The organism is Pseudomonas sp. RC10-4-2, assembly GCF_050433085.1.
Classification (GTDB): Bacteria; Pseudomonadota; Gammaproteobacteria; order Pseudomonadales; family Pseudomonadaceae; genus Pseudomonas; species Pseudomonas aeruginosa.
In genome coordinates, this window is the sequence record NZ_JBNPXX010000008.1 from 82,960 (window position 1) to 108,293 (window position 25,334).

Consider the following 25,334-nt stretch of genomic DNA (forward strand, 5'->3'; position numbering starts at 1 on the left):
GCTCGCCGTCGCGGCGCGCCCCTGAGTGAGCGAGAACATCATGGAATTCGAAAAGCTGCTGCGCCTGATGGTGGAAAAGGGCGGCTCCGACCTGTTCATCACCGCCGGCGTACCGCCGTCGATGAAGGTCAACGGCCGGGTGATGCCGGTGACCAAGACGCCGCTGTCGCCGGAGCAGACCCGCGAGACCGTGCTAGGCGTGATGAACGAGCAGCAGCGCCGCGATTTCGCCGAGAACCATGAGTGCAACTTCGCCATCAGCGCCCGCGGCATCGGCCGCTTCCGGGTCAGTGCCTTCTACCAGCGCAACCTGGTGGGCATGGTATTGCGCCGGATCGAGACCAACATCCCGACCCTGGAAGAGCTGAAGCTCCCGGAAATCCTCAAGAAGCTGGCGCTGACCAAGCGCGGCCTGGTGATCTTCGTCGGCGCCACCGGCACCGGCAAGTCCACCTCGCTGGCGGCGATGATCGGCTACCGCAACAAGAACTCCACCGGGCACATCATCTCCATCGAGGACCCGATCGAGTACATCCACCAGCACCAGGGCTGCATCGTCACCCAGCGCGAGGTGGGGCTGGACACCGACTCCTTCGAGGTGGCGCTGAAGAACACCCTGCGCCAGGCGCCGGACGTGATCATGATCGGCGAGGTGCGCTCGCGGGAGACCATGGACCACGCCGTGGCCTTCGCCGAGACCGGCCACCTGTGCCTGGCGACCCTGCACGCGAACAACGCCAACCAGGCGCTGGAGCGGATCATCCACTTCTTCCCGGCCGACCGTCATGGCCAGGTGTGGATGGACCTGTCGCTGAACCTCAAGGCCATCGTCGCCCAGCAACTGGTGCCGACCCCCGACGGCAAGGGGCGGCGGGCGGTGATCGAGGTGCTGCTGAACACCCCGCTGGCCGCCGACCTGATCCGCAAGGGCGAGGTGCACGAGCTGAAGCCGCTGATGAAGCGCTCCACCGAGCAGGGCATGCAGACCTTCGACCAGGCGCTGTACCAGCTCTACACCCAGGGCGAGATCACCTACGAGGACGCCCTGGCCCACGCCGACTCGGCCAACGACCTGCGCCTGATGATCAAGCTCGGTTCGGAAAGCGACGCCGACCACCTGTCGAGCCTGACCCAGGGCCTGAGCCTGGAAATCACCGACGACGACCCTGCCGGCCGGCGCTTCCGCTGAACCGTCTTCAGTAGGCCAGCGGCTCCTCGGCCTGGGCGCAGGCCGAGGTTTCCAGTTGCAGGGTGCTGTGTTCTATCTCGTAGCGGTCGTGCAGCAGCGCCTTCACCGTTCCCAGCAGCGCCTCGGCATCGACCAGGGCCGGGTCGTACACCAGATGGCTGGTCAGGCTGATCTTGCCGCTGGTGATCGACCACACATGCAGGTCGTGCAGCCCGGTCACGCCGGGAATCCCCAGCAGCGCTTCGCGCAGCTCGGCCAACTGGATTTCCTTCGGCACCCCTTCGAGCAACACATGCAGGCTCTCGCGCAGCAGGATCCAGGTGCGCGGCAGGACCCAGAAACCGATCAGCACCGCCACCAGCGAGTCGACCCAGGCCCAGCCGGTGAAACGGATCACGATCGCGGCGACGATCACCCCCAGCGAGCCGAGCATGTCGCTCCAGACCTCCAGGTAGGCGCCCTTGACGTTCAGGCTGTTGCCCTGGGCCGGCGCCAGCAGGCGCATGCTGGCCAGGTTCACCAGCAGGCCGAGCACGGCGATCACCAGCATGCCCACGGACTGGATCTCCGCCGGCTGGTTGAGCCGCTCGTAGGCCGCGTAGAGGATATAGAAGGCCACGCCGAACAGGAGGAAGGCGTTGAACGCCGCGGCGAGGATCTCGAAGCGGTGGTAGCCGTAGGTCAGGCGATCGTTGGTCGGGCGCCTGGCGATGTTGATCGCGGCCAGGGCGATGGCCAGGGCCACGGCGTCGGTGAGCATGTGCGCGGCATCGGAGATCAGCGCCAGGCTGCCGGTGAGGATGCCGCCGACGACCTCGGCGACGAGGAAGCTTCCGGTCAGCAGCAACGCCCATTTCAGGCGGGTCGAGTTGGTCTGGGCGAAGCTGTGCTCGTGTCCGGCGCTCATGGCGGCTCCTGTGGGGCGGTGGCGGCAGCACCAGCCTACAGGATAGGCAATTGCAAAACTGTCATGCGCCGGGCCGCTCTGGCGCGGCGTCCGCCGCTCCGCTAACCTGCGGCTCAGGCGCGGCCGCAGCCGCGCACGGAACGAGGGGGACGCATGACTCAACAGCACGACACCCATAGCAAGGCCATCGGCTACCTGCTGTGGATCTTCGGTTTCACCGGTTCGCACCGCTTCTATTACGGCAAGCCGATCACCGGGACGATCTGGTTCTTCACCTTCGGCCTGTTCTTCATCGGCTGGATCATCGACCTGTTCCTCATCCCGTCGATGGACCGCGAGGCCGACCGGCGCTTCCAGGGCGGCAACCTGGACTACAACGTGGCCTGGATCCTGCTGACCTTCCTCGGCGTGCTCGGCGTGCACAGGATGTACATGGGCAAGTGGATCACCGGGATCATCTACCTGTTCACCGGCGGCCTGTTCTTCCTCGGCGTGCTCTACGACTTCTGGACCCTCAACGGACAGGTGTCCGAGCGCAACGGGCCGCAGCGCATCTGAGGCTCGTCGCCAGGTGCGAGAAGCCCGCCATCCGGCGGGCTTTTTCATGGGTGGCGCCACGGTCGGCAGGGAATTCCTCCGGCGGGACTTAAGGAACCAAAGGTTCTAACGTTCTACCTGTAGGTTATTGGCGCCCGCGCGCGCCAGCCCCTATGGTCTGCAAGCCCCAGAACGGATAGGTGCAATGGCTCACGAGGCCGCGCACCGTATCGCTCCGTGCGGAAACACCGAAAGGAGAAAAGATGACTTCCGACTCACGTCCCGCCGTGCTCGACCTGATCGGCAACACCCCGCTGGTTCGCGTGACGCGCTTCGATACCGGCCCCTGCACCCTGTACCTCAAGCTCGAATCGCAGAACCCCGGCGGCTCCATCAAGGATCGCATCGGTGTCGCCATGATCGAGGCCGCCGAGCGTGACGGCCGCCTGCGGCCCGGTGGCACCATCGTCGAGGCCACCGCCGGCAACACCGGTCTCGGCCTGGCCCTGGTCGGCCGCGCCAAGGGCTACCGGGTGGTGCTGGTGGTGCCGGACAAGATGTCCACCGAGAAGGTCCTGCACCTGCGCGCCATGGGCGCCGAGGTGCACATCACCCGCTCGGACGTCGGCAAGGGCCATCCGGAGTACTACCAGGACGTTGCCGCGCGCCTGGCGCAGGATATTCCCGGCGCCTTCTTCGCCGACCAGTTCAACAACCCGGCCAACCCGCTGGCCCACGAGTGCGGCACCGGCCCGGAGCTCTGGGCGCAGACCGGCCACGATCTCGACGCCATCGTCGTCGGCGTCGGCTCCTCCGGTACCCTGACCGGCCTTACCCGGTTTTTCCAGAAGGTCCAGCCGGAGCTGGAGATGGTGCTCGCCGATCCCGAGGGCTCGATCATGGCCGAGTACTCCCGCTCCGGCACCCTGGGTACGCCGGGTTCCTGGGCGGTGGAGGGCATCGGCGAGGACTTCGTACCGGCCATCGCCGACCTCTCCAGCGTGCGCCATGCCTATTCCATCAGCGACGAGGAAAGCTTCGCCATGGCCCGCGAACTGTTGCGCGTCGAGGGCATTCCCGGCGGCTCCTCCACCGGCACCCTGCTGGCCGCGGCGCTGCGCTTCTGTCGCGAGCAGAAGGAGCCGAAGCGGGTGGTCAGCTTCGTCTGCGACACCGGCACCCGCTACCTGTCGAAGATCTACAACGACCAGTGGATGACCGACCAGGGCCTGCTGCAACGCAAGCACTACGGCGACCTGCGCGACATCATCGCGCGGCGCTTCGAGGAGGGCCGGGTGATCAGCGTCGGTCCGGACGACACCCTGCTCACCGCCTTCCAGCGCATGCGCCTGGCCGACGTTTCGCAATTGCCGGTGCTGGACGATGGAAAACTGGTCGGTGTGATCGACGAGTCGGATATCCTGCTCGGTGTCCACGCCGACGCGCCACGCTTCCGCGATGCGGTAAGCAGCGCGATGAACGCCGCGCCGGAGACCCTCGCGCCCGGCGCCAGCCTGGCCCAGTTGCAGGCGGTCCTGGACCGCGGCCTGGTGGCGATCGTTGCCGATGCCAGCGGCTTCCACGGCCTGATCACCCGTTTCGACCTGTTGAACCATTTGCGGAGAAAGCTCGCATGAGCCAGCACGACCAGCATCCCGACGCCCCGGCCCAGGCCTTTGCGACCCGGGTCATCCACGCCGGGCAGGCCCCCGATCCCTCGACCGGCGCGATCATGCCGCCGATCTACGCCAACTCCACCTATATCCAGGAAAGCCCCGGGGTACACAAGGGGCTCGACTACGGCCGCTCGCACAACCCGACCCGCTGGGCCCTGGAGCGCTGCGTGGCCGACCTCGAGGGCGGCACCCAGGCCTTCGCCTTCGCCTCCGGCCTGGCGGCGATCTCCTCGGTGCTGGAGCTGCTCGACGCCGGTTCCCACATCGTTTCCGGCAATGACCTCTACGGCGGTACCTTCCGCCTGTTCGAGCGGGTCCGCCGGCGCAGCGCCGGGCATCGCTTCAGCTTCGTCGACCCGACCGACCTGCAGGCCTTCGAGGCCGCGCTGACCCCGGAAACCCGCATGGTCTGGGTGGAAACCCCGAGCAACCCGCTGCTGCGCCTCACCGACCTGCGCACCATCGCCCAACTCTGCCGCGCCCGCGGCATCATCAGCGTGGCCGACAACACCTTCGCCAGTCCCTACATCCAGCGCCCCCTGGAACTGGGCTTCGACGTGGTGGTGCACTCCACCACCAAGTACCTGAACGGCCATTCCGACGTGATCGGCGGCATCGCCATCGTCGGCGACAACCCGGACCTGCGCGAGCGCCTGGGCTTCCTGCAGAACTCGGTGGGCGCCATCTCCGGGCCGTTCGACGCCTTCCTCACCCTGCGCGGGGTGAAGACCCTGGCGCTGCGCATGGAGCGCCATTGCAGCAACGCCCTGGCCCTGGCCCAGTGGCTGGAGCGCCAGCCGCAGGTGGCGCGGGTCTACTACCCCGGCCTGGCTTCGCACCCGCAGCATGAGCTGGCGAAACGGCAGATGCGTGGCTTCGGCGGGATGATCTCCCTCGACCTGCGCTGCGACCTGGCCGGCGCCCGGCGCTTCCTGGAGAACGTGCGGATCTTCTCCCTGGCGGAGAGCCTGGGCGGGGTGGAAAGCCTGATCGAACATCCGGCGATCATGACCCACGCCAGCATCCCGGCGGAAACCCGCGCCGACCTGGGCATCGGTGACTCGCTGATCCGCCTGTCGGTTGGCGTCGAGGCGCTGGAGGACCTGCAGGCCGACCTGGCGCAGGCGCTGGCGAAGATCTGAGGCTCCGCAGGGAGCGGCGCCGACCGGCGCGGCTGCTGGCCATCGGGTGTTCCCGGCGAGCATGCCTCGGCGGATAACGCTCTGCGTTATTCGCCCTGCCGTTAAGGCGGGTTGGTGGCAGAGGCTGGGATAGGGCGCCCGCCCCGGCAACGGATACGCCCCCCGGAATCGCGAACGCGAAGATGAAAAAGCCCGCCGGATGGCGGGCTTTTTCGTGGTGGTAGGGATCAGCCCTCGTGGGTCAGGTGTCCGTCCACCAGGGTGTAACGCACTCGTCCCGGCAGGCAGTGACCGACGAACGGGCTGTTCTGCCCCTTCGAGTACCAGCTCTCACCGGCCAGGGTCGAACCCTGCGGGTCGAACAGCACCAGGTCGGCGGCCTGGCCGACCGCCAGGCGCCCGGCAGGCAGGCGCAGGGCCTGGGCCGGGCCGTGGGAGAGGCGGGCGAGCAGGGTCGGCAGGTCGAGCAGGCCGTCCTGCACCAGCGTCATCGCCAGCGGCAGCAGCAGCTCGGCGCCGCTGATGCCCGGCTCGGTGGCGGCGAACGGCGCGTTCTTGGCGTCCGCCTCGTGGGGTTGGTGGTGGCTGGCGATGGCTTGTACCACGCCGTTCTTCACCGCTTCGCGCAGGGCTTCGCGGTCGGCCTTGGTGCGCAGCGGCGGTTGCACGTGGTAGAGGCTGGAGAAGCCCACCAGCGCTTCGTCGGTGAGGATCAACTGGTACAGCGCCACGTCGCAGGTCACCGGCAGGCCACGGGCCTGGGCCTGGGCGACGAGTTCGATGCCGCGGGCGCTGGTCAACTGGCTGAAGTGCGCGCGCACGCCGCTCTGTTCCACCAGCAGCAGGTTGCGGGCCAGGGCCACGGTCTCGGCGGTTTCCGGGATCCCCGCGAGGCCGAGGAAGCTGGCGGTCGGGCCTTCGTGGGCGAGGCCGCCTTCGGCGAGATCGGTGTCCTGCGAGGTGAAGATCACCGTCAGGTCGAAGGTCGCCGCGTACTCCAGGGCGCGCCGCAGGATGCGGTTGCTGGCGAAGCCATGCAGGCCATTGGTGAAGGCCACGCAACCGGTGTCGCGCAGGGCCACCAGTTCCGACAGTTGCTCGCCGCCGAAGCCGCGGGTCAGCGCGCCGATGGGGTAGACCTTGGCGTTGCCGGCCTCACGGGCGCGGTCGAGGATCAGCTCGGCCACCGCCGGGGTGTCCAGCACCGGCCGGGTATAGGGCGGGCAGCACAGGCTGGTGGTGCCGCCGGCCGCGGCGGCGCGGGTCTCGCTTTCGACGTTGCCCTTGCGTCCGTAGCCCGGCTCGCGCAGGGCGACGCTGAGGTCGACCAGTCCCGGCGCGGCCACCAGGCCGGCGCCGTCGAGGGCCTTCTGGGCGCTGAAGCCGGCCGGCGCGGCGCCGATGGCGACGATCTTGCCGGCCTCGATGTGGAGGTCGCCGACCTGGTCCAGGCCGCTGGCCGGGTCGATGACGCGGGCGCCTCGGATACTGATGGTCATTCGGCGTCCTCCTGTTCCAGCTGGCGTTGGGTGTTCTGGCCGCTCATGGCCATGGACAGCACCGCCATGCGGATGGCGATGCCGTAGGTGACCTGGTTGAGGATCACCGACTGGGTCCCGTCGGCCACCGCCGACTCGATCTCCACGCCACGGTTGATCGGGCCAGGGTGCATGACGATGGCATCCGGCTTGGCCAGCTTCAGGCGCTTCTCGGTCAGGCCGTAGAGCTTGAAGAACTCGCCCTCGCTGGGTAGCAGGCCACCCTGCATCCGCTCGCGTTGCAGGCGCAGCATGATCACCACGTCGACGTCCTTCAGGCCTTCGTCGGCGTTGGTGAACACGCGCACGCCGTACTGCTCTTCCAGGCCGATCGGCAAGAGGGTGCGCGGGGCGATCACGCGGATGTCCGGGCAACCCAGGGTCTTGAGCGCCAGCATGTTCGAACGGGCTACTCGCGAATGCAGGATATCGCCGACGATCGCCACCGATAGCTGCTCGAAGTTCCCTTTGTGTCGGCGGATGGTCAGCATGTCGAGCATCCCCTGGGTGGGGTGCGCGTGGCGGCCGTCGCCGCCGTTGATCACCGCCACGTTGGGGCTGACGTGCTCGGCGATGAAGTGCGCCGCGCCCGAGTCGCTGTGGCGCACCACGAACATGTCGGCGGCCATCGCCTCCAGGTTGCGCAGGGTGTCGGTGAGCGTCTCGCCCTTGCTGGTGGAAGAGGTGGATACGTTCAGGCTGATCACGTCGGCCGACAGCCGCTGGGCGGCCAGCTCGAAGGTGGTGCGGGTGCGCGTGGAGTTCTCGAAGAACACGTTGCAGACGGTCTTGCCGCGCAGCAGCGGGACCTTTTTCACCGCGCGGGCGCCGACTTCCAGGAAGGAGTCGGCGGTATCGAGGATTTCGGTGAGCAGCTCGCGGGGCAATCCGTCGAGCGAGATGAAGTGGCGCAGCTGGCCCTGGTCGTTGAGCTGCAGCGGGCGCTTGGCGTCTGTCGGCATGGGGCAGGCCCTAGTGAAGAGGATCAGGAAGCGGAGGAAAGGACCTTGCGCTCGAGGGCGAGCGGTGCGGGACCGACCAATTTTACCCGTTCATCGCGACCCAGGGACAGGGTCTGGCCGACCACGTCGGGGCGGATAGGCAACTCCCGGGCGTTCAGGTCGAGCAGGCAGACCAGGGTCACGCTGGCCGGACGGCCGTAGTCGAACAGTTCGTTGAGTGCGGCGCGGATGGTGCGGCCGCTCATCAGCACGTCGTCCACCAGGACCAGGTGCTGGCCGTCGATCTCGAACGGCAGCGCCGACGGGCGGACCTGCGGATGCAGGCCGTTCTGGGTGAAGTCGTCGCGGTAGAAGGAGACGTCGAGGGTGCCCAGCGGCTCTTGGTTGCCCAGTTCCCTCAGCAGCGCCTCGGCGACCCAGATGCCGCCAGTGTGGATGCCGACGAAGCGCGGCCGCTCGATGCAGCGCTCGGCGAGATGGGCGCGCAGGTCGCTGGCCATGCGCGGCAGGAGTTCGGCGGGATTGGGTAGGCTCATGGTGGCTCCTCGCTGACATCGATGGGATGGCCGCCGGGAGAGCCCGCTGTAGGGAGGCGCCCGCGGTGGCGAAAGCATAATGGCAACCGGCGGCGTGCCGGCTGCCATGGGTCAATCCGGGTGTTCGGCCAGCCAGCCTTCCAGCAGCAGGGCGGCGGCCAAGGCGTCCACCGGTCGCTCGCGGTAGCCGTCGCGCTGGCCCTGGGCCAGGCGCTCGCCCTTGGCGGCATAGGTCGTGAGGCGTTCGTCGTGGGTAAAGACCGGCAGGTTGAAACGGCCGTTGAGGCGGCGGCCGAACTTTTCCGCGCGCTCGCTCATCTCGCTTGGGCTGCCGTCCATGTTCAGCGGCAGGCCGACGACGATGGCGTCCGGCTGCCATTCCTTGATCAGCGCTTCCACCCGGTTCCAGTCCGGCACGCCGTTCTGCGCCTTCAATACGCACAGCTCGCGGGCCTGGCCGGTCACCGCCTGGCCGACGGCGACGCCGATCTGCCGGGTGCCGTAGTCGAAGCCCAGCAGCAGGCGCAGCGGCTTGTCGCTGGCCATCAGGCGTGACCGGCCTGGGCGGTGAGCAGGCTGAGGTTGACGCCCAGGCGCGCGGCGGCGGCGCTGAGGCGCTCCTCGGCCGGCAGGTCGAAGAGGATCGCCGGGTCCGCCGGGCAGGTCAGCCAGGCGTTGTCGCTCAGTTCGGCCTCCAGCTGGCCGGCTTCCCAGCCGGCATAGCCAAGGCTGATCAGGCTCTTTTCCGGGCCGGTGCCGGCGGCGATGGCGAACAGCACGTCCTGCGAGGTGGACATCGCCAGCTCGCCCAGTTCCAGGGTCGACTGGTAGCTCAGGCCGCTGGGGTGGAGGACGAAGCCACGGTCGGTCTGCACCGGGCCGCCGTTGTAGATGTCGATGTGCTGGCAGCGCGCCGGCGGCAGGGCGTCCGGCTTGAGCTGTTCGAGGACTTCCGCCAGGTTGAGGCCGCTGGGACGGTTGATCACCAGGCCCATGGCGCCCTGCTCGTTGTGTTCGACCAGGTAGGTCACGGTCTGGGCGAAATTGGGGTCGGCCATGTGCGGCATGGCGATCAGGAAATGATGCTTGAGGTAGGTTGGGCTGCTCTGTTTCATGGCCGCTAGTGTCCTGCTTCGGACGCGAGAAAGCCAGCCTTGCCGGCGCTACTTGCTGGACAGCCGGTCGCCGCGTTCGAAGCGCCAGGTACGGATGATCTCCAGCCGGTCGATGTCGGCCAGGTCGCCGCTGAACGGCGCATAGGGCGCGGCCAGGCGGACGATGCGCTGGGCGGCCTGGTCGAGGATCGGCTCGCCGGAAGACTCCAGCACCTGCACCTCGTAGATGGTGCCGTCGCGGTTGATCGACACCAGCAGCCGCAGGCTGCCGTAGAGCTTCTGCCGGCGGGCCTCGTCGGGGTAGTTGAGGTTGCCGATGCGTTCGATCTTCTTGCGCCAGTCTTCCTTGTACCAGGCGCCCTTGTCGCGCATGGTCGAGGCGGCGCTCAGGCGGTGGATGCGCGGGCGCTTGGCGTAGGCCTGCTGCTCCTTGGCCAGGTCGGCCTCGAGGCTGGCGATTTCCGCCGAGAGCTGGGTTGAGTCGAAATGCGGCGCCGGCTTGGCGACCTGCTCGGCCTTCTGTGCCTGGGTCTTGCTCGGTGCCTTCTGCTGGCGCTGGCGGGTGGTGGTCACCGCGGCCTTGGGCGCCTCTTCGCTCCTGGCCTGCTTCGGCGTAGCCGGCGGCGCGACTTTCTTCACCTGGTTGTCCTGGAACGGCGCGACCTCGGTGGTCTTCGGCGCGGCCTTGTGCTCCAGGGTTCCGCTGCCCTGCTGGTTCATCTGCGCGAGGTAGTCGGCCTTCTCCGGCGCCTTGTCGCTCTTGAAGGTGGCCAGGGTGATTTCCAGGGTCTTGCTGATCTGGCTCGGCGCGGGCATGGAGAAGCCCACCCCGAGGATGAGGGCGACGTGCAGGATGGCTGCGATGAACAGGGTGAAGCCCAAACGGTCCGCCGGGCGGACGCCGGCAGCGGCGGAGGGGGACTTGAGGACGGCGGCGTTCATTGCGGATCGTGGTGGCTGGCGTGGGGCGAAGTCTGCCGATGGGGGGCGGAAAAGTCTATGACGCACTCCGCGCCTTGGACACGCGGTCGCTCGCCGTGGCGCATCGGCCGGGCCGAGGCGGGCGGACCGAGGCCCGCCCGCGCGATTCAGCGGGCAGCCAGCTGGGCGGCGATGGCGTCCATCAGCTTGTCGCCGATGCGGGTGTCGAAGGCCTGGTCGATCTCGCGGATGCAGGTCGGGCTGGTGACGTTGATTTCCGTCAGATAATCGCCGATCACGTCGAGGCCGACGAACAGCAGGCCGCGCTCGCGCAGGTGCGGGCCGACCTCGGCGGCGATCCAGCGGTCGCGCTCGCTCAGCGGCTGGGCCACGCCGCGGCCGCCGGCGGCGAGGTTGCCGCGAGTCTCGCCCTGGGCGGGGATGCGCGCCAGGCAGTAGGGCACCGGTTCGCCGTCGATCATCAGGATGCGCTTGTCGCCGTCCTTGATTTCCGGCAGATAGCGCTGTGCCATGATCTGCTGGCTGCCATGCTGGGTGAGGGTCTCGAGGATCACCGAGAGGTTCGGGTCGCCTTCGCGGTGACGAAATATCGACGAACCGCCCATTCCGTCCAGGGGTTTGAGAATGATGTCACGATGCTCGGCGGCAAACTCGCGCAGAATATCGGATCGCCGGCTGACCATCGTCGGCGGAGTGCACTGGGTGAACTGCGTGGCGAAGAACTTCTCGTTGCAGTCGCGCAGGCTCTGCGGCCGGTTCACCACCAGGGCGCCGGCACGCTCGGCCTGTTCCAGCAGGTAGGTCGAATAGACGAATTCGTTATCGAAGGGCGGGTCCTTGCGCATCAGGATCACGTCCAGTTCGTGCAGCGGTTGGTCGCTTTCCGCTTCCAGTTCGAACCAGCGGGAGGCATCGTTGAAGACCTTCAGCGGGCGCATGCGTCCACGCGCGACGCCGGCCTTCTGGTAGAGGTCCTGCTGTTCCATGTAGAACAGCGACCAGCCGCGGGCCTGGGCAGCCAGCAGCATGGCGAGCGAGCTGTCCTTCTTGAAGTTGATGCGCGCGATGGGGTCCATGACGATCCCGAGGCGTACGCTCATGGGAATTCCTCCGAAAGGGGGTGGGTTGTCCGGTCGCGGCGGGGAGGCCGCGTGGCAAGCGGGTTTGACGCTCAGGTTGGCGCCCCGTTTGCGCTTGGTCAAGGAAAAAGCCGGCCTGTTCCGGGCATTATGGATAGAGTTGCGTCGAGTGTGCTAAAAAGGCCCGCGATTGGGTCGCAGCCCGTCGGTGACAGGGCGTTAGCGCACTGAAGAAAACACAGAAGAATGATTCACCGAGTCGATATAGGGCGAACATGGAACAGCAATCCGACGGTTTGAAAGTGATGGTGATCGACGATTCGAAAACGATTCGTCGCACCGCCGAAACACTGCTGAAAAAGGTCGGTTGCGACGTGATCACGGCAATCGACGGCTTCGATGCCCTGGCGAAGATCGCCGATACCCATCCGAACATCATTTTCGTCGACATCATGATGCCGCGCCTGGATGGCTATCAGACCTGCGCCCTGATCAAGAACAACAGCGCGTTCAAGTCCACCCCGGTGATCATGCTGTCCTCCAAGGACGGCCTGTTCGACAAGGCCAAGGGGCGCATCGTCGGCTCCGACCAGTACCTCACCAAGCCGTTCAGCAAGGAAGAGCTGCTGGGCGCGATCAAGGCACACGTACCCAGCTTCACCCCGGTGGACGCCGTTTCCTGATATCCGGCCGCATGGCCGTTGATGCTTATTTCGTGATGGGGATCCCATGGCTCGTATTTTGATTGTTGATGACTCTCCGACCGAGATGTACAAGCTGACCGCCATGCTGGAAAAGCATGGTCACCAGGTACTCAAGGCCGAGAACGGCGGCGACGGCGTCGCCCTGGCCCGCCAGGAAAAGCCCGACGTGGTCCTGATGGACATCGTCATGCCCGGCCTCAACGGCTTCCAGGCGACCCGTCAATTGACCAAGGACGCCGAGACCAGCGCCATCCCGGTGATCATCGTCACCACCAAGGACCAGGAGACCGACAAGGTCTGGGGCAAGCGCCAGGGCGCGCGCGACTACCTGACCAAGCCGGTGGACGAAGAGACCCTGCTGAAAACCATCAATGCGGTGCTGGCGGGCTGAGCCCGTCGCAGCGCATCGCTCACCCTGACCCCGGAAAGACCAGGCCCCGCATGTCGGACGTTCAGACCCCCTTCCAGCTCCTCGTCGACATCGATCAGCGCTGCCGACGCCTGGCCGCCGGCCTGCCGGCCCAGCAGGAGGCGGTGCAGAGCTGGAGCGGGATCGGCTTCCGCATGGGCGGGCGGTTCTTCGTCGCCCCCATGGGGGAGGTCGGCGAAGTCCTGCACGAACCGCGCTACACCCAGCTGCCGGGCGTGAAGACCTGGGTCAAGGGGGTGGCCAACGTACGTGGCCGCCTGCTGCCGATCATGGACCTCTGCGGTTTCCTCGGCACCGAACTGTCGCCCTTGCGCAAGCAGCGGCGGGTGCTGGTGGTGGAGCACCTGGACGTGTTCGCCGGCCTCATCGTCGATGAGGTGTTCGGCATGCAGCACTTCCCGGTGGACACCTTCAGCGAACAGCTGCCGCCACTAGAAGCGGCACTGCAACCCTTCATTCATGGCGTCTTCCATCGAGAGCAGCCGTGGCTGGTGTTCAGCCCGCATGCGCTGGCGCAACACCAGGGCTTCCTCGACGTCGCCGTATAAACAGCTTCACCGGTTGGGCCGGTCTGCCGGCCCGTGTCGTGACATGGAAATCGTAATCGTGGTCGGTCCGGGCGGGGGCCAAATATGAAGAAAATCAACGCAGGCAATCTTTTCGCGGGCATGCGCAGCAGCTCGGTGATCGCGGGGCTGTTCATCGTCCTCATCGTCTCGATCGTGTTGCTGTTCGCCAACTTTGCCTACCTCAACACCCAGTCGAACCATGACAAGCAGTACATCGGCCATGCCGGCGAACTGCGCGTCCTGTCGCAGCGGATCGCGAAGAACGCCACCGAAGCGGCGGCGGGCAAGGGCGAGGCGTTCAAGCTCCTGAAGGATGCGCGCAACGACTTCGAGAAACGCTGGAACATCCTGGTCAACGGCGACGAGAGCACATCCCTGCCGCCCAGTCCCGAAGCGGTGAAGCCGCAGATGGACGTGGTGCAGCAGGACTGGGATGGCCTGCGCAAGAACGCCGACTCCATCCTCGCCAGCGAACAGACCGTACTGTCCCTGCACCAGGTGGCCTCGACCCTCGCCGAAACCATCCCGCAGCTGCAGGTGGAATACGAAGAGGTGGTCGACATCCTGCTGGAGAACGGTGCCCCGGCCGACCAGGTCGCGGTCGCCCAACGCCAGTCGCTGCTCGCCGAACGTATCCTCGGCTCGGTGAACAAGGTGCTGGCCGGCGACGAGAACTCGGTGCAGGCCGCCGACAGCTTCGGCCGCGACGCCAGCCTGTTCGGCCGCGTACTGAAGGGCATGCAGGAAGGCAACGCGGCGATGAGCATCTCCAAGGTGACCAACGCCGAGGCGGTGGATCGCCTGAACGAGATCGCCGAACTCTTCGAGTTCGTCTCCGGCTCGGTGGACGAGATCCTCGAGACCTCGCCCGACCTGTTCCAGGTCCGGGAAGCGGCGAACAACATCTTCAGCGTTTCGCAGACCCTGCTGGACAAGGCCTCGCAACTGGCCGACGGCTTCGAGAACCTGGCCGGCGGGCGTAGCATCAACCTGTTCGCCGGTTACGTCCTCGGCGCCCTGGCCCTGGCCTCGATCATCCTGATCGGCCTGGTGATGGTGCGCGAGACCAACCGCCGGCTGGCCGAGACCGCCGAGAAGAACGACCGCAACCAGGCCGCGATCCTGCGTCTGCTCGACGAGATCGCCGACCTCGCGGACGGCGACCTGACCGTGGCCGCGACCGTGACCGAGGACTTCACCGGCGCCATCGCCGACTCGATCAACTACTCCATCGACCAGCTCCGCGAACTGGTGGAGACCATCAACCAGACCGCCGTGCAGGTGGCCGCAGCGGCCCAGGAAACCCAGTCCACCGCGATGCACCTGGCCGAAGCCTCCGAGCACCAGGCGCAGGAAATCGCCGGCGCCTCGGCGGCGATCAACGAAATGGCGGTGTCGATCGACCAGGTATCGGCGAACGCCTCGGAATCCTCGGCGGTAGCGGAACGTTCGGTAGCCATTGCCAACAAGGGCAACGAGGTGGTGCACAACACCATCACCGGCATGGACAACATCCGCGAGCAGATCCAGGACACCTCGAAGCGAATCAAGCGCCTCGGCGAATCGTCCCAGGAGATCGGCGACATCGTCAGCCTGATCAACGACATCGCCGACCAGACCAACATCCTCGCCCTGAACGCCGCGATCCAGGCGTCGATGGCCGGGGACGCGGGCCGCGGCTTCGCCGTGGTAGCGGACGAGGTACAGCGACTGGCGGAACGTTCCTCGGCGGCGACCAAGCAGATCGAGGCGCTGGTGAAGACCATCCAGACCGACACCAACGAAGCGGTGATCTCGATGGAGCAGACCACCTCCGAGGTGGTCCGCGGCGCGCGCCTGGCCCAGGACGCCGGTGTGGCCCTGGAGGAGATCGAGAAGGTATCCAAGACCCTCGCGGCACTGATCCAGAACATCTCCAACGCCGCCCGTCAGCAGGCATCGTCGGCCGGCCACATTTCCAACACCATGAACGTCATTCAGGAGATCACCTCGCAGACCTCCGCCGGTACCACCGCCACCGCACGGAGCATCGGCAACCTGGCGAAGATGGCGAGCGAGATGCGCAACTCGGTATCCGGCTTCAAACTGCCGGAGGGCGTGGAGCAGGCCTGAGCATAGGCGCGGCGGCCGCCTGGCGGGCGCCGCGTCGACACCTTGGACGAGGGGCACGGCATGCAGGCGAACGGCGTCTGGTCACTGCAGCCGCTGGCCGATATGTCGGCAGCGGAGTTCCGCGACTGGCAGGTCCTGTTGGAGAACCGCACCGGCGTGGTGCTCAACGAGCAACGCCGGACGTTCCTGCAGGCCAGCCTGACCGCGCGCATGCGTGAACTGGGCATCGGCGACTACCACAGCTACTACCGCCAGGTGACCGACGGTCCGCGTGGCGCAGTGGAGTGGGCGACCCTGCTGGACCGCCTGACCGTCCAGGAAACCCGTTTCTTCCGTCATCCCCCGTCTTTCGAGCTGCTCGAGCGCTACCTGGGCGAGCGCCTGCGCCGCGAAGGCATGCCGCGGCCCTGGGCCCTGTGGAGCGTCGGCTGCTCCAGCGGCGAGGAACCCTACTCGCTGGCGATGTGCGCCGCGCAGGTGTTGCGCGGGCAGGAACGGGAAGATTTTTTCGGCGTCACCGGGACGGATATCAGCCTTCACGCCCTGCAGCGGGCGCGGCAGGCGAACTATCCGGCCCGCAAGCTGGAGCAACTGGAGGCCGGGCTGGTCGAACGCTATTGCGAACGCCAGGCCGACGGCAGCTTCAGCGTGAAAACGATACTGACCGAGCGCGTCTGCTGCGCCCGGCTGAATGTGCTGGACCTGGCGAAGGCGCCCTGGTCCGGCATGGACGTGATTTTTTGTCAGAACCTGCTGATCTACTTCCGTCGCTGGCGACGGCGCGAGATCCTCAACCGGTTGGCCGAACGGCTGGCGCCGGGAGGCTTGCTGGTGATCGGGGTCGGCGAAGTGGTCGACTGGAGCCATCCGGAGCTCGAGCCGGTCGCCGACGAGCGGGTCCTGGCCTTTACCCGTAAGGGGTACTCAGGCACATGAATGGAGTGGCTATGGGTGACCGGCACGACTACGTCGCTCTGGAGTGGGTGAAAGGCGAGATCGCCGAAACCCTGAAACAGGCGCGCCAGGCGCTGGAAGCGTTCGTCGAGAACCCGCAGGACCCGACCCGCATGCGGTTCTGCCTGACCTACGTGCACCAGGTGCAGGGCACCCTGCAGATGGTCGAGTTCTACGGCGCGGCCCTGCTCGCCGAGGAAATGGAGCAGTTGGTCCAGGCCTTGCTGGACGGTCGCGTGCCGAACCAGGGCGAGGCCCTGGAAGTGCTGATGCAGGCGATCCTGCAACTGCCGGTCTACCTCGACCGGATCCAGACCGCCCGGCGCGACCTGCCGATGGTGGTCCTGCCGCTGCTCAACGACCTGCGCGCCGCGCGCGGCGAGAAGCTGCTCTCGGAAACCAGCCTGTTCGCGCCCGACCTGTCGCAGCGCCAGCCGCAACTGGACGGCGAGGCCATCGCGCAACTGCGCACCGACGAACTTGGCGGCTTGCTGCGCAAGCTGCGCCAGACCCAGCAGATGGCCCTGGTCGGCCTGCTGCGCAACCAGGACGTGGCCACCAGCCTCGGCTACCTGGCGCGTGTCTATGCGCGCCTGGAGGGCCTGTGCCGCGAGGCACCGCTGGGGCCACTGTGGAGCATCGCTTCCGGCCTGGTCGAGGGCCTGGCCAACGGTAGCGTGGTCAACAGCGCCTCGGTGCGCACCCTGCTGCGCCAGCTCGACCGCGAACTCAAGCGCCTGGTCGAGCAGGGCGCCGACGGCCTGAACCAGGCCGCGCCGGACGAGCTGGTGAAGAACCTGCTGTTCTACGTGGCCAAGGCGCCTTCGCAGTCGCCGCGGATCCGCGCTCTGAAGGAACAGTACCGCCTCGACGAGGCGCTGCCCGACCACGAGACGGTGGACGCCGAGCGCGCCCGCCTCGCCGGACCCGACCGCGACGCGATGCGTTCGGTGGTCGGTGCCTTGTGCGAGGAACTGGTGCGGATCAAGGACAGCCTCGACCTGTTCGTGCGCAGCGACCGTGGCCACCCCTCGGAACTGGACGCCCTCCTGGCGCCGCTCAAGCAGATCGCCGATACCCTGGCGGTACTCGGCTTCGGCCAACCGCGCAAGGTCATCCTCGACCAGTTGGACGTCATCCACGCCCTGGCCCAGGGCCGCCGCGAGCCGAGCGACGCGATCCTGATGGACGTCGCCGGCGCGTTGCTCTACGTCGAGGCCACCCTGGCCGGCATGGCCGGTCCCGGCGACGAGCGCAACAGCGAGGAAAGCCGCCTGCCCACCACCGATGTGGCGCAGATCCACCAGTTGGTGATCAAGGAAGCGCGCAACGGTCTGGAGCAGGCCAAGGACGCGATCATCGAGTTCATCGCCTCGCAGTGGAACCACGAGCACCTGGCCCGCGTGCCGGAGCTGCTGACCCAGGTCCGCGGCGGCCTGGCGATGATCCCGCTGGAGCGCGCCGCGACCCTGCTGGAAACCTGCAACCGCTATATCCAGGAACAGCTGCTGGCGCGCAAGGCGGTGCCGGACTGGCAGAGCCTGGATACCCTGGCCGATGCCATCACCAGCGTCGAGTATTACCTGGAGCGCCTGAGCGAGGACCATGCCAGCCAGAGCGACCTGATCCTCGACGTCGCCGAGGACAGCCTGGCGAACCTCGGCTATACGCTGAAACCGAATTCGTCGGCCCCGGCCGAGCCTGGCCTGTCCGGGCCCGCTGCCATCGAGTCCCCGGCTGCCGAGCCGGAGAGGCCGGAGGCGGTCGTCGAGGTCGCCGAGACAGCGGAGCAACCGCCCGCCGACACGGCTCCTGCCGAGGCCGCGAGGGAAGATGCCCCGCAGCTGGCCAGCGACGACAACTGGACCCTTGGCGAAGTCGCGCCCGACGCCGGCGAGCCGTCCCTCGACCTGGCCCTGGACCTGCCGCTGGACGATTCCGCCGAAGTGCCGCCGGCGTTGCCGGAGGTGGTCGAGGAGAGCGGCCAGCCGCAGTCGACCCCGGCGCCTGCCCGCAGCCTGGACGATTTCAGCCTCGACGAGATCGATCTCTCCGGCCTCGACCTGCCCGCCGATGCGGCCCCGGCCTCCGGGCCGGCGGCCCTGGCGGACTGGTCGCTGCCGGAGCAGTGGGGGCTCGGCGATGACCTGGCGCAGCCGGCGCAGGCCGGCGAGACGTTGGATCTGAGCCTGGAGGAGCCGGCGCTGTCCTTCGACGCGCCGCTGGAAAGCCTCGAGCCGTTGCCGGCGCTGGAGCCTTTCGACGGCTCCGCTGAACAGGAGCTGGTTCTCGATGCGCTCGATCCGCTGCCGCTGGATGTAGCCTTGCCGGAGGCGGAGGGCGAGGTGTCCGCCTGGGAGGGCTCGAGCCTGGAGGAACTGGATCTTTCCGACCTCGATCTCCCCGAGGTGCAATTGCCCGAGGCTGAGGCCGAGGCGCCGCCTGCCGCCGAGGCGCTCGCCAGCGAAGCGCCGGCCCTGTCTCTGGCCGAGGTGATGGCTGCGCCGGTGCAGCCGATCAACCCGCCGGCGCAGAACGTTCCGGTCAGCCTGCTGCCACCGCCGGCCGACGAGGAACCGGTGGACGAGGAACTGCGCGAGGTCTTCATCGAGGAGGCCGGCGAGGTCCTGGAGACCATCGGCCGCTACCTGCCGGCCTGGAAAGCCGACCACGACGACCGCGAAGCGCTGACCGAGGTACGCCGTGCCTTCCATACCCTCAAGGGTAGCGGACGGATGGTCCGTGCCCTGGTGATCGGCGAACTGGCCTGGTCGATAGAGAACCTGTTCAACCGCGTGCTCGATCGCAGCATCGCCGCCAGCGAGCCGGTGCAGCGAGTGGTGGACCAGGTCGTGGCCCTGTTGCCGGAGCTGGTCGAGGAGTTCGCCGCCAATGCCCAGCGCCAGCGCGACGATGTCGACCTGCTGGCGGCCACCGCGCATGCCCTGGCCAAGGGCGAGCCGCTGCCGGAACCGCCGGCGCCGGACGACGGCGGAGTACCGCCGGAAGCCGGGGCGGAGCAGCCGTCGAGCCTGGACAACGGCGTCCAGGCGCCGCCATTGGCCGACGCGCCGCAGGCCGCTGCCGAGGCGCAGAGCGACGTCGAACTGCTCGATCCGCAACTGCTGGAGATCTTCACCAACGAGGCGGAAACCCATCTCGAGGCCCTGGTCGGCTTCCTCGCCGACTGCGCCCGCGAACTGCCGCAGCCGGTCACCGATGCCTTGCAGCGTGCCCTGCATACCCTCAAGGGCAGCGCACACATGGCCGGCATCCTGCCGATCGCGGAGATCGCCACGCCGCTGGAAAAACTGGTCAAGGAATACAAGTCCAACCTGCTCGCCTTCGACCTGCGCGAAGCCGAGTTGCTGCACGACGCCGAGCAACTGTTCCGTATCGGCCTGGAGCAGGTCGGCGCGCAACGGCCATTGAACCCGATCCCCGGCAGCGACGCGTTGCTGGAGCGTATCGAGGCACTGCATCAGGAACGCATCGCCTCGATCGAGGCCGAGCGCTACAGCGATGCCGGCGAGCGCCGCGATCCGTTGCTGATCGAGGCGTTCCTCGTCGAAGGCATGGACATCCTGCTGGACGCCGAGGACCTGCTCGAGCGCTGGCACGAGCATCCGCAGGAGCGCCAGGAACTGAGTGCGCTGCGCGAGGAGCTCAGCACTCTGGACCGGGGCGCCCGGCATGCCGAGCTGCCACAGGTGGAAGAACTCTGCCAGGCCTTGCTGGCGCTCTACGATGCCGTCGAGGAAGGCCGCCTGGCGGTCAGCCCGGCGTTCTTCGAGGAAGCCCGCCAGGCCCACGAGGCGCTGATCGGGATGATGGACCAGGTCGCCGCCGGCCTGCAGGTCACGCCGCGTCCGGAGCGGGTCGCGGCCCTGCAGGAGCTGTTGGAAGCGCCCGCCGCCGAGGCCGTTCCGTTCATCGACCCGGAGAGTCTCGGCGCCGACGATTTCCCCCCGGAAGACGAAGAACCGGCCCTCCCCGAGGCGGTCTTCGAAGAGGCCGGGACGCCTGCCGAGGAGACCGTGCCGGCAGCGCCTGCACCGGCTCCCGGCCGCGAGCTGGACGAGGAAATGGTGTCGATCTTCCTCGAAGAGGCGGTGGACATCCTCGAAAGCGCCGGCCAGGCACTGGCCCAATGGCAGGCCGAGCCGGGCGCGCTGTCTTCGCTCAGCGCCCTGCAGCGCGACCTGCACACCCTCAAGGGCGGCGCACGGATGGCCGAGATCGCCGAGATCGGCGACCTGGCCCACGAGCTGGAGGCCCTCTACGAAGGACTGGTCGACCGCCGTTACCAGCACTCCCCGCAACTGGCCGGATTGCTGCAAGCCTGTCACGACCGCCTGGCCGAACAGCTCGACCAGTTGAGCGCCGGCCAGCCCCTGGCCGACCCGCACGACCTTATCCAGTCGATCCGCCGGTTCCGCCAGGGCCCGGTGGCCGAGGCCGCGACACCGGGCGAGGCGGAAAGCCCTGTCGAGGAACTCGTTGCACCTGCCGTCGAGGAGCCCGCCACGCCTGCTGCGGAGGCGTTCGAAGAGCGCGATCCCGAACTGGTGGAGATCTTCCTCGAGGAAGGCTTCGATATCCTCGACAGCGCTGCCGCCGCGTTGCAGCGCTGGATGGACGACGTCGACAACACCATCGAACTGGAAGCCTTGCAGCGCGACCTGCATACCCTCAAGGGCGGTGCGCGGATGGCCGAGATCGGCGAGATCGGCGACCTCGCCCATGAGCTTGAATTCCTCTACGAAGGCCTCTGCGGTGGACGCCTGCGCGCCAGCCCGGCCTTGTTCGGCCTGCTGCAGCGCTGCCACGACGAGCTGGCCGAGATGCTCGAGGCGGTGCGTGGCCACCGCACGCTGCCCGACGGGCAGGCGCTGATCGCGGAGATCAGGCGCCTGCGCAGCGATCCCGACGAGCAACTGAGCGTACCCACCAGCGTCAGCCTCAAGCCGCTGGCGGCGAAGGGCGCGGCAGCCGACGAGAGCGAGATCCTCGACATCTTCCTTGAGGAAGCCGACGACCTGCTGGAGAACCTCGAACTGGCGCTCGGCCGCTGGGACGGCGGCAACGGCGACGCCCAGCCGCTGGACGACCTGCTGCGGATCCTGCACACCCTCAAGGGCGGTGCGCGCCTGGCCGGACAGACCGAGCTGGGCAACCTGGCCCACGACCTCGAGCAGCATCTCACCGATGCGCAGCAACAGGGCGCGCCGTGGCCGGACAGCCTGCTGCTGGATGCGCAGTCGGGGCTGGAAGGCCTGCAGCGGCAGGTCGACCTGTTGCGCGAGCGGCTGGCCGAGGACGACGAGGCCGGTGAGCGGCCCGAGCCCGCCCAGGCGCTGGTCCAGGCCGACGATACCGACCGCGCGGTGGCCTCCGCGCTGGCAGAGCTGACCCGCCTGGCCCCGGCGGCCGGCGCGATCATGGCGGCCGAGGCGGCGCCTCCGGCCGCCCCGGCCACCACCCTGCCGTTCGTGCGCAAGGCCCAGGAGGCGGCCCAGGAGGCCGCTTCCCGACGTGCCCCGCAGGAGCTGGTGAAGGTGCCGGCGGAACTGCTGGAGAACCTGGTCAACCTGGCGGGCGAGACCTCGATCTTCCGCGGCCGGGTCGAGCAGCAGGTGAGCGACGTCGGCTTCACCCTCGGCGAGATGGAGTCCACCATCGAGCGGGTGCGCGACCAGTTGCGCCGCCTCGACACCGAGACCCAGGCGCAGATCCTCTCGCGTCACCAGGCCGATGCCGAACGCGCCGGCTACGAAGAATTCGACCCGCTGGAAATGGACCGCTATTCGCAGTTGCAGCAGCTCTCGCGCGCACTCTTCGAATCGGCCTCCGACCTTCTCGACCTGAAGGAAACCCTGGCGGCGAAGAACCGCGACGCGGAGACCCTGCTGCTGCAACAGGCGCGGGTCAACACCGAACTCCAGGAAGGCCTGATGCGCACCCGCATGGTGCCGTTCGATCGGCTGGTACCGCGTTTGCGGCGGATCGTCCGGCAGGTGGCCGGCGAGCTTGGCAAGCAGGTCGAATTCGTGGTCGGCAACGCCGACGGCGAGATGGATCGTACCGTCCTCGAACGCATCGTCGCGCCGCTGGAGCACATGCTGCGCAACGCCGTGGACCACGGCATCGAGTCCGGCGAGACGCGCCGCGCGGCGGGCAAGCCGGAGCACGGTACGATCCGCCTGAACATCGGCCGCGAGGGCGGCGACATCCTCCTCACCCTCTCCGACGACGGCGCCGGCATCCGCCTCGACGCGGTACGGCGCAAGGCCATCGAGCGTGGCCTGATGAGCGCCGACAGCGACCTCAGCGATCATGAAGTGCTGCAGTTCGTGCTCGAGTCCGGTTTCTCCACCGCCGAAAAGGTCACCCAGATCTCCGGGCGCGGCGTCGGCCTCGACGTGGCCAACTCCGAGGTCAAGCAGCTCGGCGGCTCGGTGAGCATCCAGACCGAGCCGGGCCAGGGCACCCGCTTCAACGTGCGGCTGCCGTTCACCGTGTCGGTGAACCGGGCGCTGATGGTGCTATCCGGCGAGGATCTCTACGCGGTGCCGCTGAACACCATCGAGGGCATCGTGCGGGTTTCGCCCTACGAACTGGAGGCGCTCTACGACCAGCGCGGCGAGGCGGGGCTGGATACGCCCAGCTTCGAATACGCCGGGCAGTCCTACGAACTGAAGTACCTCGGCGAGCTGCTGAACAACGGCCAGGAACCCAAGCTGGTCGGCCAGTCGCTGCCCTTGCCGGTGATCCTGGTGCGCTCCTCGGAGCATGCGGTGGCGGTGCAGGTCGACTCGCTGGCCGGTTCCCGCGAGATCGTGGTGAAGAGCCTCGGTCCGCAGTTCGCCGGGGTCGCCGGGATTTCCGGGGCGACCCTGCTCGGTGATGGCCGGGTGGTGGTGATCCTCGACCTGCTGGCGACCATCCGCTCCCGGCACGCGCTGCTCGGCCAGGAAAGCCGTCGCGAACGCCTGGCGCTGCGCCAGGAAATGGCGGCGAGCGAAAGCGAGCAGCAGCGGCCGCCGCTGGTCATGGTGGTGGACGACTCGGTCACCGTGCGCAAGGTCACCACCCGCCTGCTGGAGCGCAACGGCATGAACGTGCTGACCGCGAAGGACGGCGTGGACGCCATCGCCCAGCTCCAGGAGCACCGTCCGGACATCCTCCTGCTGGACATCGAGATGCCGCGCATGGACGGTTTCGAGGTCGCCACCCTGGTGCGCCACGACGAGCGCCTGGGCAACCTGCCGATCATCATGATCACCTCGCGGACCGGCGAGAAACACCGCGAGCGCGCGCTGGGCATCGGCGTCAACCAGTACCTCGGCAAGCCTTACCAGGAAACCGAGCTGCTCGAAGCCATCCAGTCCCTGGTCGGCCAGCATGAGTGAGCGCGTCACGCCACGGGTCGCGGTGATCGCCGACACCTCGTTGCAGCGCCACGTGTTGCAACAGGCGCTGCTCGGCCATGGTTACGAGGTGGTGCTCAACGCCGACCCGGCCAGGGTCGACGACGCCGCGCTGGAGTGCGCGCCCGACCTGTGGCTGGTGGACCTGACCCAGCAGGACGACTCGCCGCTGCTGGACAGCCTGCTGGAGCAGGACCGTGCGCCGGTGCTGTTCGGCGAGGGCCACGCGCCGGAGCGGCATACCGAACATTACCCGCGCTGGGAGCGGCGGCTGATCGGCAAGCTGAAGCGCTTGATCGGCGACCCCAGCGATGGCGTTGGCGACAGCCTCGGCGCATTGCTCGACGAGGAGCGTCCGCCGCGCCTGGAGATTCCCGGCGACCTCGCGGCGATGCCGCTGCAGGCCGGCGAAGCGGCCCGCGAGGTGTGGCTGCTGGCGGCCTCGCTCGGCGGCCCGGCGGCGGTGAAGGCATTTCTCGACGCCTTGCCCGGCGGCCTGCCGATCGGCTTCCTCTATGCCCAGCACATCGACGCCAGCTTCGAGCAGAACCTGCCGCAGGCAGTCGGCCGGCACAGCCAGTGGCATGTGAAGAACGTCCGCGACGGCGAAGCGCTGCGTTGCGGCGAGGTCATGGTGGTGCCGGTGCTGCACGAGCTCGGTTTCCACCACGACGGGCGACTGAAATGCAGCCAGCGTCCCTGGCCGGAACCCTACACCCCGTCCATCGACCAGATGATGCTCAACCTGGCCCAGCAGTTCGGGCCCGACTGCGGGGTGATCGTTTTCAGCGGCATGGGTAGCGACGGCAGCGCCGCTGCCGCCTACGTGCGGCGCCAGGGTGGCGAGGTATGGACCCAGCGCGCCGACAGTTGCGTCTGTTCGAGCATGCCGGACAGCTTGCGCGAAGCCGGTTACAGCAGTTTCAATGCCAGCCCCCGCGAACTGGCCGAGGCATTGGTCAAGCATCTGGCCGCACGCTGCGCGCCGACAGGAGTCGAAACATGAACCAGGCCGTGATCGAGCAGGATGGCATGAGCCGGAACACCCCAGCCAACCCGACCCCGGACAGCCTCACCGGGCTGCTCCTGCCGCTGAGCGACCGCACCCTGCTGTTGCCCAACGTCGCCGTGGCCGAACTGATCGCCTATCGCAACCCACAGGTCGCCGCCGGCCTGCCGCAGTGGTACCTGGGCCAGGTGGCCTGGCGCGACCTGCGCCTGCCGCTGCTGTCCTTCGAGGCGGCCTCCAGCGGCGAACAGCAGCCGGTACTCGGCAGCAGCGCGCGGGTGGTGGTCATCAACGCCCTCGGCGGACGACCCCATGTGAAGTTCCTCGCCCTGCTGGTGCAGGGCATTCCGCGCTCGGTGCGGCTGGACGCCAATCTCGCGAGCACCGCCGCGCCGCTGGCGGCGCTGGAACTGGCGGCGGTGGACATCGGCGGCGAAACCGCACGGATTCCGGACCTGGCCGGCCTCGAAGAGAAGCTCGCCGACGCCGGCCTGATCTGAGCC

Annotated in this window: 20 protein-coding genes; 12 read left to right on the forward strand and 8 right to left on the reverse strand. The window is 67.7% G+C overall.

The annotated features are described in order from the left end of the window. Nucleotides 1-40 precede the first annotated feature (40 nt). Nucleotides 41-1,189 (forward strand): type IV pilus ATPase PilU, encoded by a 1,149-nt coding sequence (gene pilU, locus FHW81_RS28170; RefSeq protein WP_003100959.1) that lies wholly within the window; start codon nt 41-43, stop codon nt 1,187-1,189. Nucleotides 1,190-1,196: 7 nt separating this feature from the next. On the opposite strand, the gene czcD is transcribed toward pilU, so the two are convergent. Continuing rightward, entirely contained in the window at nt 1,197-2,096 is a 900-nt protein-coding gene (gene czcD / locus FHW81_RS28175) for a CDF family zinc transporter CzcD (RefSeq protein WP_003100957.1), read from the reverse strand. Nucleotides 2,097-2,249: 153 nt separating this feature from the next. Between czcD and FHW81_RS28180 the strand changes: the two genes are divergently transcribed. From FHW81_RS28180 to FHW81_RS28190, 3 genes are all read left to right on the forward strand, one after another. Next, the gene (locus FHW81_RS28180; protein WP_003084560.1) at nt 2,250-2,654 is read left to right on the forward strand and encodes an NINE protein; all 405 of its coding nucleotides are present in this window, start codon (nt 2,250-2,252) and stop codon (nt 2,652-2,654) included. 242 nt (nt 2,655-2,896) lie between these two features. Then, nucleotides 2,897-4,270 carry a pyridoxal-phosphate dependent enzyme gene (locus FHW81_RS28185; protein ID WP_003100955.1) on the forward strand — a complete coding sequence of 458 codons (1,374 nt, stop codon included), beginning with the start codon at nt 2,897-2,899 and terminating at the stop codon, nt 4,268-4,270. Continuing rightward, complete coding sequence (locus FHW81_RS28190) at nt 4,267-5,451, forward strand: cystathionine gamma-synthase (RefSeq protein WP_070698092.1); 1,185 nt, start codon at nt 4,267-4,269, stop codon at nt 5,449-5,451. The genes FHW81_RS28185 and FHW81_RS28190 overlap by 4 nt, the downstream gene beginning before the upstream one ends. A gap of 227 nt (nt 5,452-5,678) precedes the next feature. On the opposite strand, the gene FHW81_RS28195 is transcribed toward FHW81_RS28190, so the two are convergent. From FHW81_RS28195 to gshB, 7 genes are all read right to left on the reverse strand, one after another. After that, nucleotides 5,679-6,950 (reverse strand): dihydroorotase, encoded by a 1,272-nt coding sequence (locus tag FHW81_RS28195; RefSeq protein ID WP_070698094.1) that lies wholly within the window; start codon nt 6,948-6,950, stop codon nt 5,679-5,681. Next, entirely contained in the window at nt 6,947-7,951 is a 1,005-nt protein-coding gene (locus FHW81_RS28200; protein ID WP_049305985.1) for an aspartate carbamoyltransferase catalytic subunit, read from the reverse strand. Before FHW81_RS28200 ends, FHW81_RS28195 begins: the two co-directional genes overlap by 4 nt. A 23-nt stretch (nt 7,952-7,974) precedes the next feature. Beyond that, a complete protein-coding gene (pyrR, locus tag FHW81_RS28205) occupies nt 7,975-8,487 on the reverse strand; it encodes a bifunctional pyr operon transcriptional regulator/uracil phosphoribosyltransferase PyrR (protein ID WP_023097137.1) in 513 nt (170 codons plus the stop codon). 111 nt (nt 8,488-8,598) lie between these two features. After that, nucleotides 8,599-9,033: a Holliday junction resolvase RuvX gene (ruvX, locus tag FHW81_RS28210; RefSeq protein WP_003084575.1), complete on the reverse strand. Its 435-nt coding sequence runs from the start codon at nt 9,031-9,033 to the stop codon at nt 8,599-8,601. Beyond that, complete coding sequence (locus FHW81_RS28215; protein ID WP_003084577.1) at nt 9,033-9,602, reverse strand: YqgE/AlgH family protein; 570 nt, start codon at nt 9,600-9,602, stop codon at nt 9,033-9,035. The genes ruvX and FHW81_RS28215 overlap by 1 nt, the downstream gene beginning before the upstream one ends. 48 nt (nt 9,603-9,650) lie before the next feature. Continuing rightward, complete coding sequence (locus FHW81_RS28220) at nt 9,651-10,544, reverse strand: energy transducer TonB (RefSeq protein WP_003162015.1); 894 nt, start codon at nt 10,542-10,544, stop codon at nt 9,651-9,653. 146 nt (nt 10,545-10,690) lie between these two features. Continuing rightward, nucleotides 10,691-11,644 carry a glutathione synthase gene (gene gshB / locus FHW81_RS28225; RefSeq protein WP_003100943.1) on the reverse strand — a complete coding sequence of 318 codons (954 nt, stop codon included), beginning with the start codon at nt 11,642-11,644 and terminating at the stop codon, nt 10,691-10,693. A 254-nt stretch (nt 11,645-11,898) separates the two neighbouring features. Between gshB and pilG the strand changes: the two genes are divergently transcribed. The 8 genes from pilG (at nt 11,899) to FHW81_RS28265 (ending at nt 25,331) form a co-directional block, all read left to right on the forward strand. Then, nucleotides 11,899-12,306 carry a twitching motility response regulator PilG gene (gene pilG, locus FHW81_RS28230; protein WP_003084583.1) on the forward strand — a complete coding sequence of 136 codons (408 nt, stop codon included), beginning with the start codon at nt 11,899-11,901 and terminating at the stop codon, nt 12,304-12,306. A gap of 46 nt (nt 12,307-12,352) precedes the next feature. Beyond that, nucleotides 12,353-12,718 carry a twitching motility response regulator PilH gene (pilH, locus tag FHW81_RS28235; protein ID WP_003084587.1) on the forward strand — a complete coding sequence of 122 codons (366 nt, stop codon included), beginning with the start codon at nt 12,353-12,355 and terminating at the stop codon, nt 12,716-12,718. A 50-nt stretch (nt 12,719-12,768) separates the two neighbouring features. Next, the gene (locus FHW81_RS28240) at nt 12,769-13,305 is read left to right on the forward strand and encodes a chemotaxis protein CheW (RefSeq protein ID WP_003084590.1); all 537 of its coding nucleotides are present in this window, start codon (nt 12,769-12,771) and stop codon (nt 13,303-13,305) included. Between the two features lie 84 nt (nt 13,306-13,389). After that, entirely contained in the window at nt 13,390-15,438 is a 2,049-nt protein-coding gene (gene pilJ, locus FHW81_RS28245) for a chemotaxis chemoreceptor PilJ (RefSeq protein WP_003084592.1), read from the forward strand. Between the two features lie 60 nt (nt 15,439-15,498). Next, nucleotides 15,499-16,374 (forward strand): type 4 fimbrial methyltransferase PilK, encoded by an 876-nt coding sequence (pilK, locus tag FHW81_RS28250; RefSeq protein WP_003100938.1) that lies wholly within the window; start codon nt 15,499-15,501, stop codon nt 16,372-16,374. An 11-nt stretch (nt 16,375-16,385) separates the two neighbouring features. After that, complete coding sequence (gene chpA / locus FHW81_RS28255) at nt 16,386-23,804, forward strand: chemotaxis signal transduction system protein ChpA (RefSeq protein WP_070698095.1); 7,419 nt, start codon at nt 16,386-16,388, stop codon at nt 23,802-23,804. Beyond that, nucleotides 23,797-24,828, forward strand: coding sequence for a chemotaxis protein CheB (locus FHW81_RS28260; RefSeq protein WP_004352093.1), 1,032 nt, complete (start codon nt 23,797-23,799; stop codon nt 24,826-24,828). The genes chpA and FHW81_RS28260 overlap by 8 nt, the downstream gene beginning before the upstream one ends. Beyond that, nucleotides 24,825-25,331, forward strand: coding sequence for a chemotaxis protein CheW (locus FHW81_RS28265; protein WP_003106119.1), 507 nt, complete (start codon nt 24,825-24,827; stop codon nt 25,329-25,331). The genes FHW81_RS28260 and FHW81_RS28265 overlap by 4 nt, the downstream gene beginning before the upstream one ends. Nucleotides 25,332-25,334 lie beyond the last annotated feature (3 nt).

Coding starts and splice junctions, on each gene's coding strand:
- pilU (WP_003100959.1), top strand. CDS start 41: ATGGAATTCGAAAAGCTGCTGCGCCTGATGGTGGAAAAGGGCGGCTCC.
- czcD (WP_003100957.1), bottom strand. CDS start 2,096: ATGAGCGCCGGACACGAGCACAGCTTCGCCCAGACCAACTCGACCCGC.
- FHW81_RS28180 (WP_003084560.1), top strand. CDS start 2,250: ATGACTCAACAGCACGACACCCATAGCAAGGCCATCGGCTACCTGCTG.
- FHW81_RS28185 (WP_003100955.1), top strand. CDS start 2,897: ATGACTTCCGACTCACGTCCCGCCGTGCTCGACCTGATCGGCAACACC.
- FHW81_RS28190 (WP_070698092.1), top strand. CDS start 4,267: ATGAGCCAGCACGACCAGCATCCCGACGCCCCGGCCCAGGCCTTTGCG.
- FHW81_RS28195 (WP_070698094.1), bottom strand. CDS start 6,950: ATGACCATCAGTATCCGAGGCGCCCGCGTCATCGACCCGGCCAGCGGC.
- FHW81_RS28200 (WP_049305985.1), bottom strand. CDS start 7,951: ATGCCGACAGACGCCAAGCGCCCGCTGCAGCTCAACGACCAGGGCCAG.
- pyrR (WP_023097137.1), bottom strand. CDS start 8,487: ATGAGCCTACCCAATCCCGCCGAACTCCTGCCGCGCATGGCCAGCGAC.
- ruvX (WP_003084575.1), bottom strand. CDS start 9,033: ATGGCCAGCGACAAGCCGCTGCGCCTGCTGCTGGGCTTCGACTACGGC.
- FHW81_RS28215 (WP_003084577.1), bottom strand. CDS start 9,602: ATGAAACAGAGCAGCCCAACCTACCTCAAGCATCATTTCCTGATCGCC.
- FHW81_RS28220 (WP_003162015.1), bottom strand. CDS start 10,544: ATGAACGCCGCCGTCCTCAAGTCCCCCTCCGCCGCTGCCGGCGTCCGC.
- gshB (WP_003100943.1), bottom strand. CDS start 11,644: ATGAGCGTACGCCTCGGGATCGTCATGGACCCCATCGCGCGCATCAAC.
- pilG (WP_003084583.1), top strand. CDS start 11,899: ATGGAACAGCAATCCGACGGTTTGAAAGTGATGGTGATCGACGATTCG.
- pilH (WP_003084587.1), top strand. CDS start 12,353: ATGGCTCGTATTTTGATTGTTGATGACTCTCCGACCGAGATGTACAAG.
- FHW81_RS28240 (WP_003084590.1), top strand. CDS start 12,769: ATGTCGGACGTTCAGACCCCCTTCCAGCTCCTCGTCGACATCGATCAG.
- pilJ (WP_003084592.1), top strand. CDS start 13,390: ATGAAGAAAATCAACGCAGGCAATCTTTTCGCGGGCATGCGCAGCAGC.
- pilK (WP_003100938.1), top strand. CDS start 15,499: ATGCAGGCGAACGGCGTCTGGTCACTGCAGCCGCTGGCCGATATGTCG.
- chpA (WP_070698095.1), top strand. CDS start 16,386: ATGGGTGACCGGCACGACTACGTCGCTCTGGAGTGGGTGAAAGGCGAG.
- FHW81_RS28260 (WP_004352093.1), top strand. CDS start 23,797: ATGAGTGAGCGCGTCACGCCACGGGTCGCGGTGATCGCCGACACCTCG.
- FHW81_RS28265 (WP_003106119.1), top strand. CDS start 24,825: ATGAACCAGGCCGTGATCGAGCAGGATGGCATGAGCCGGAACACCCCA.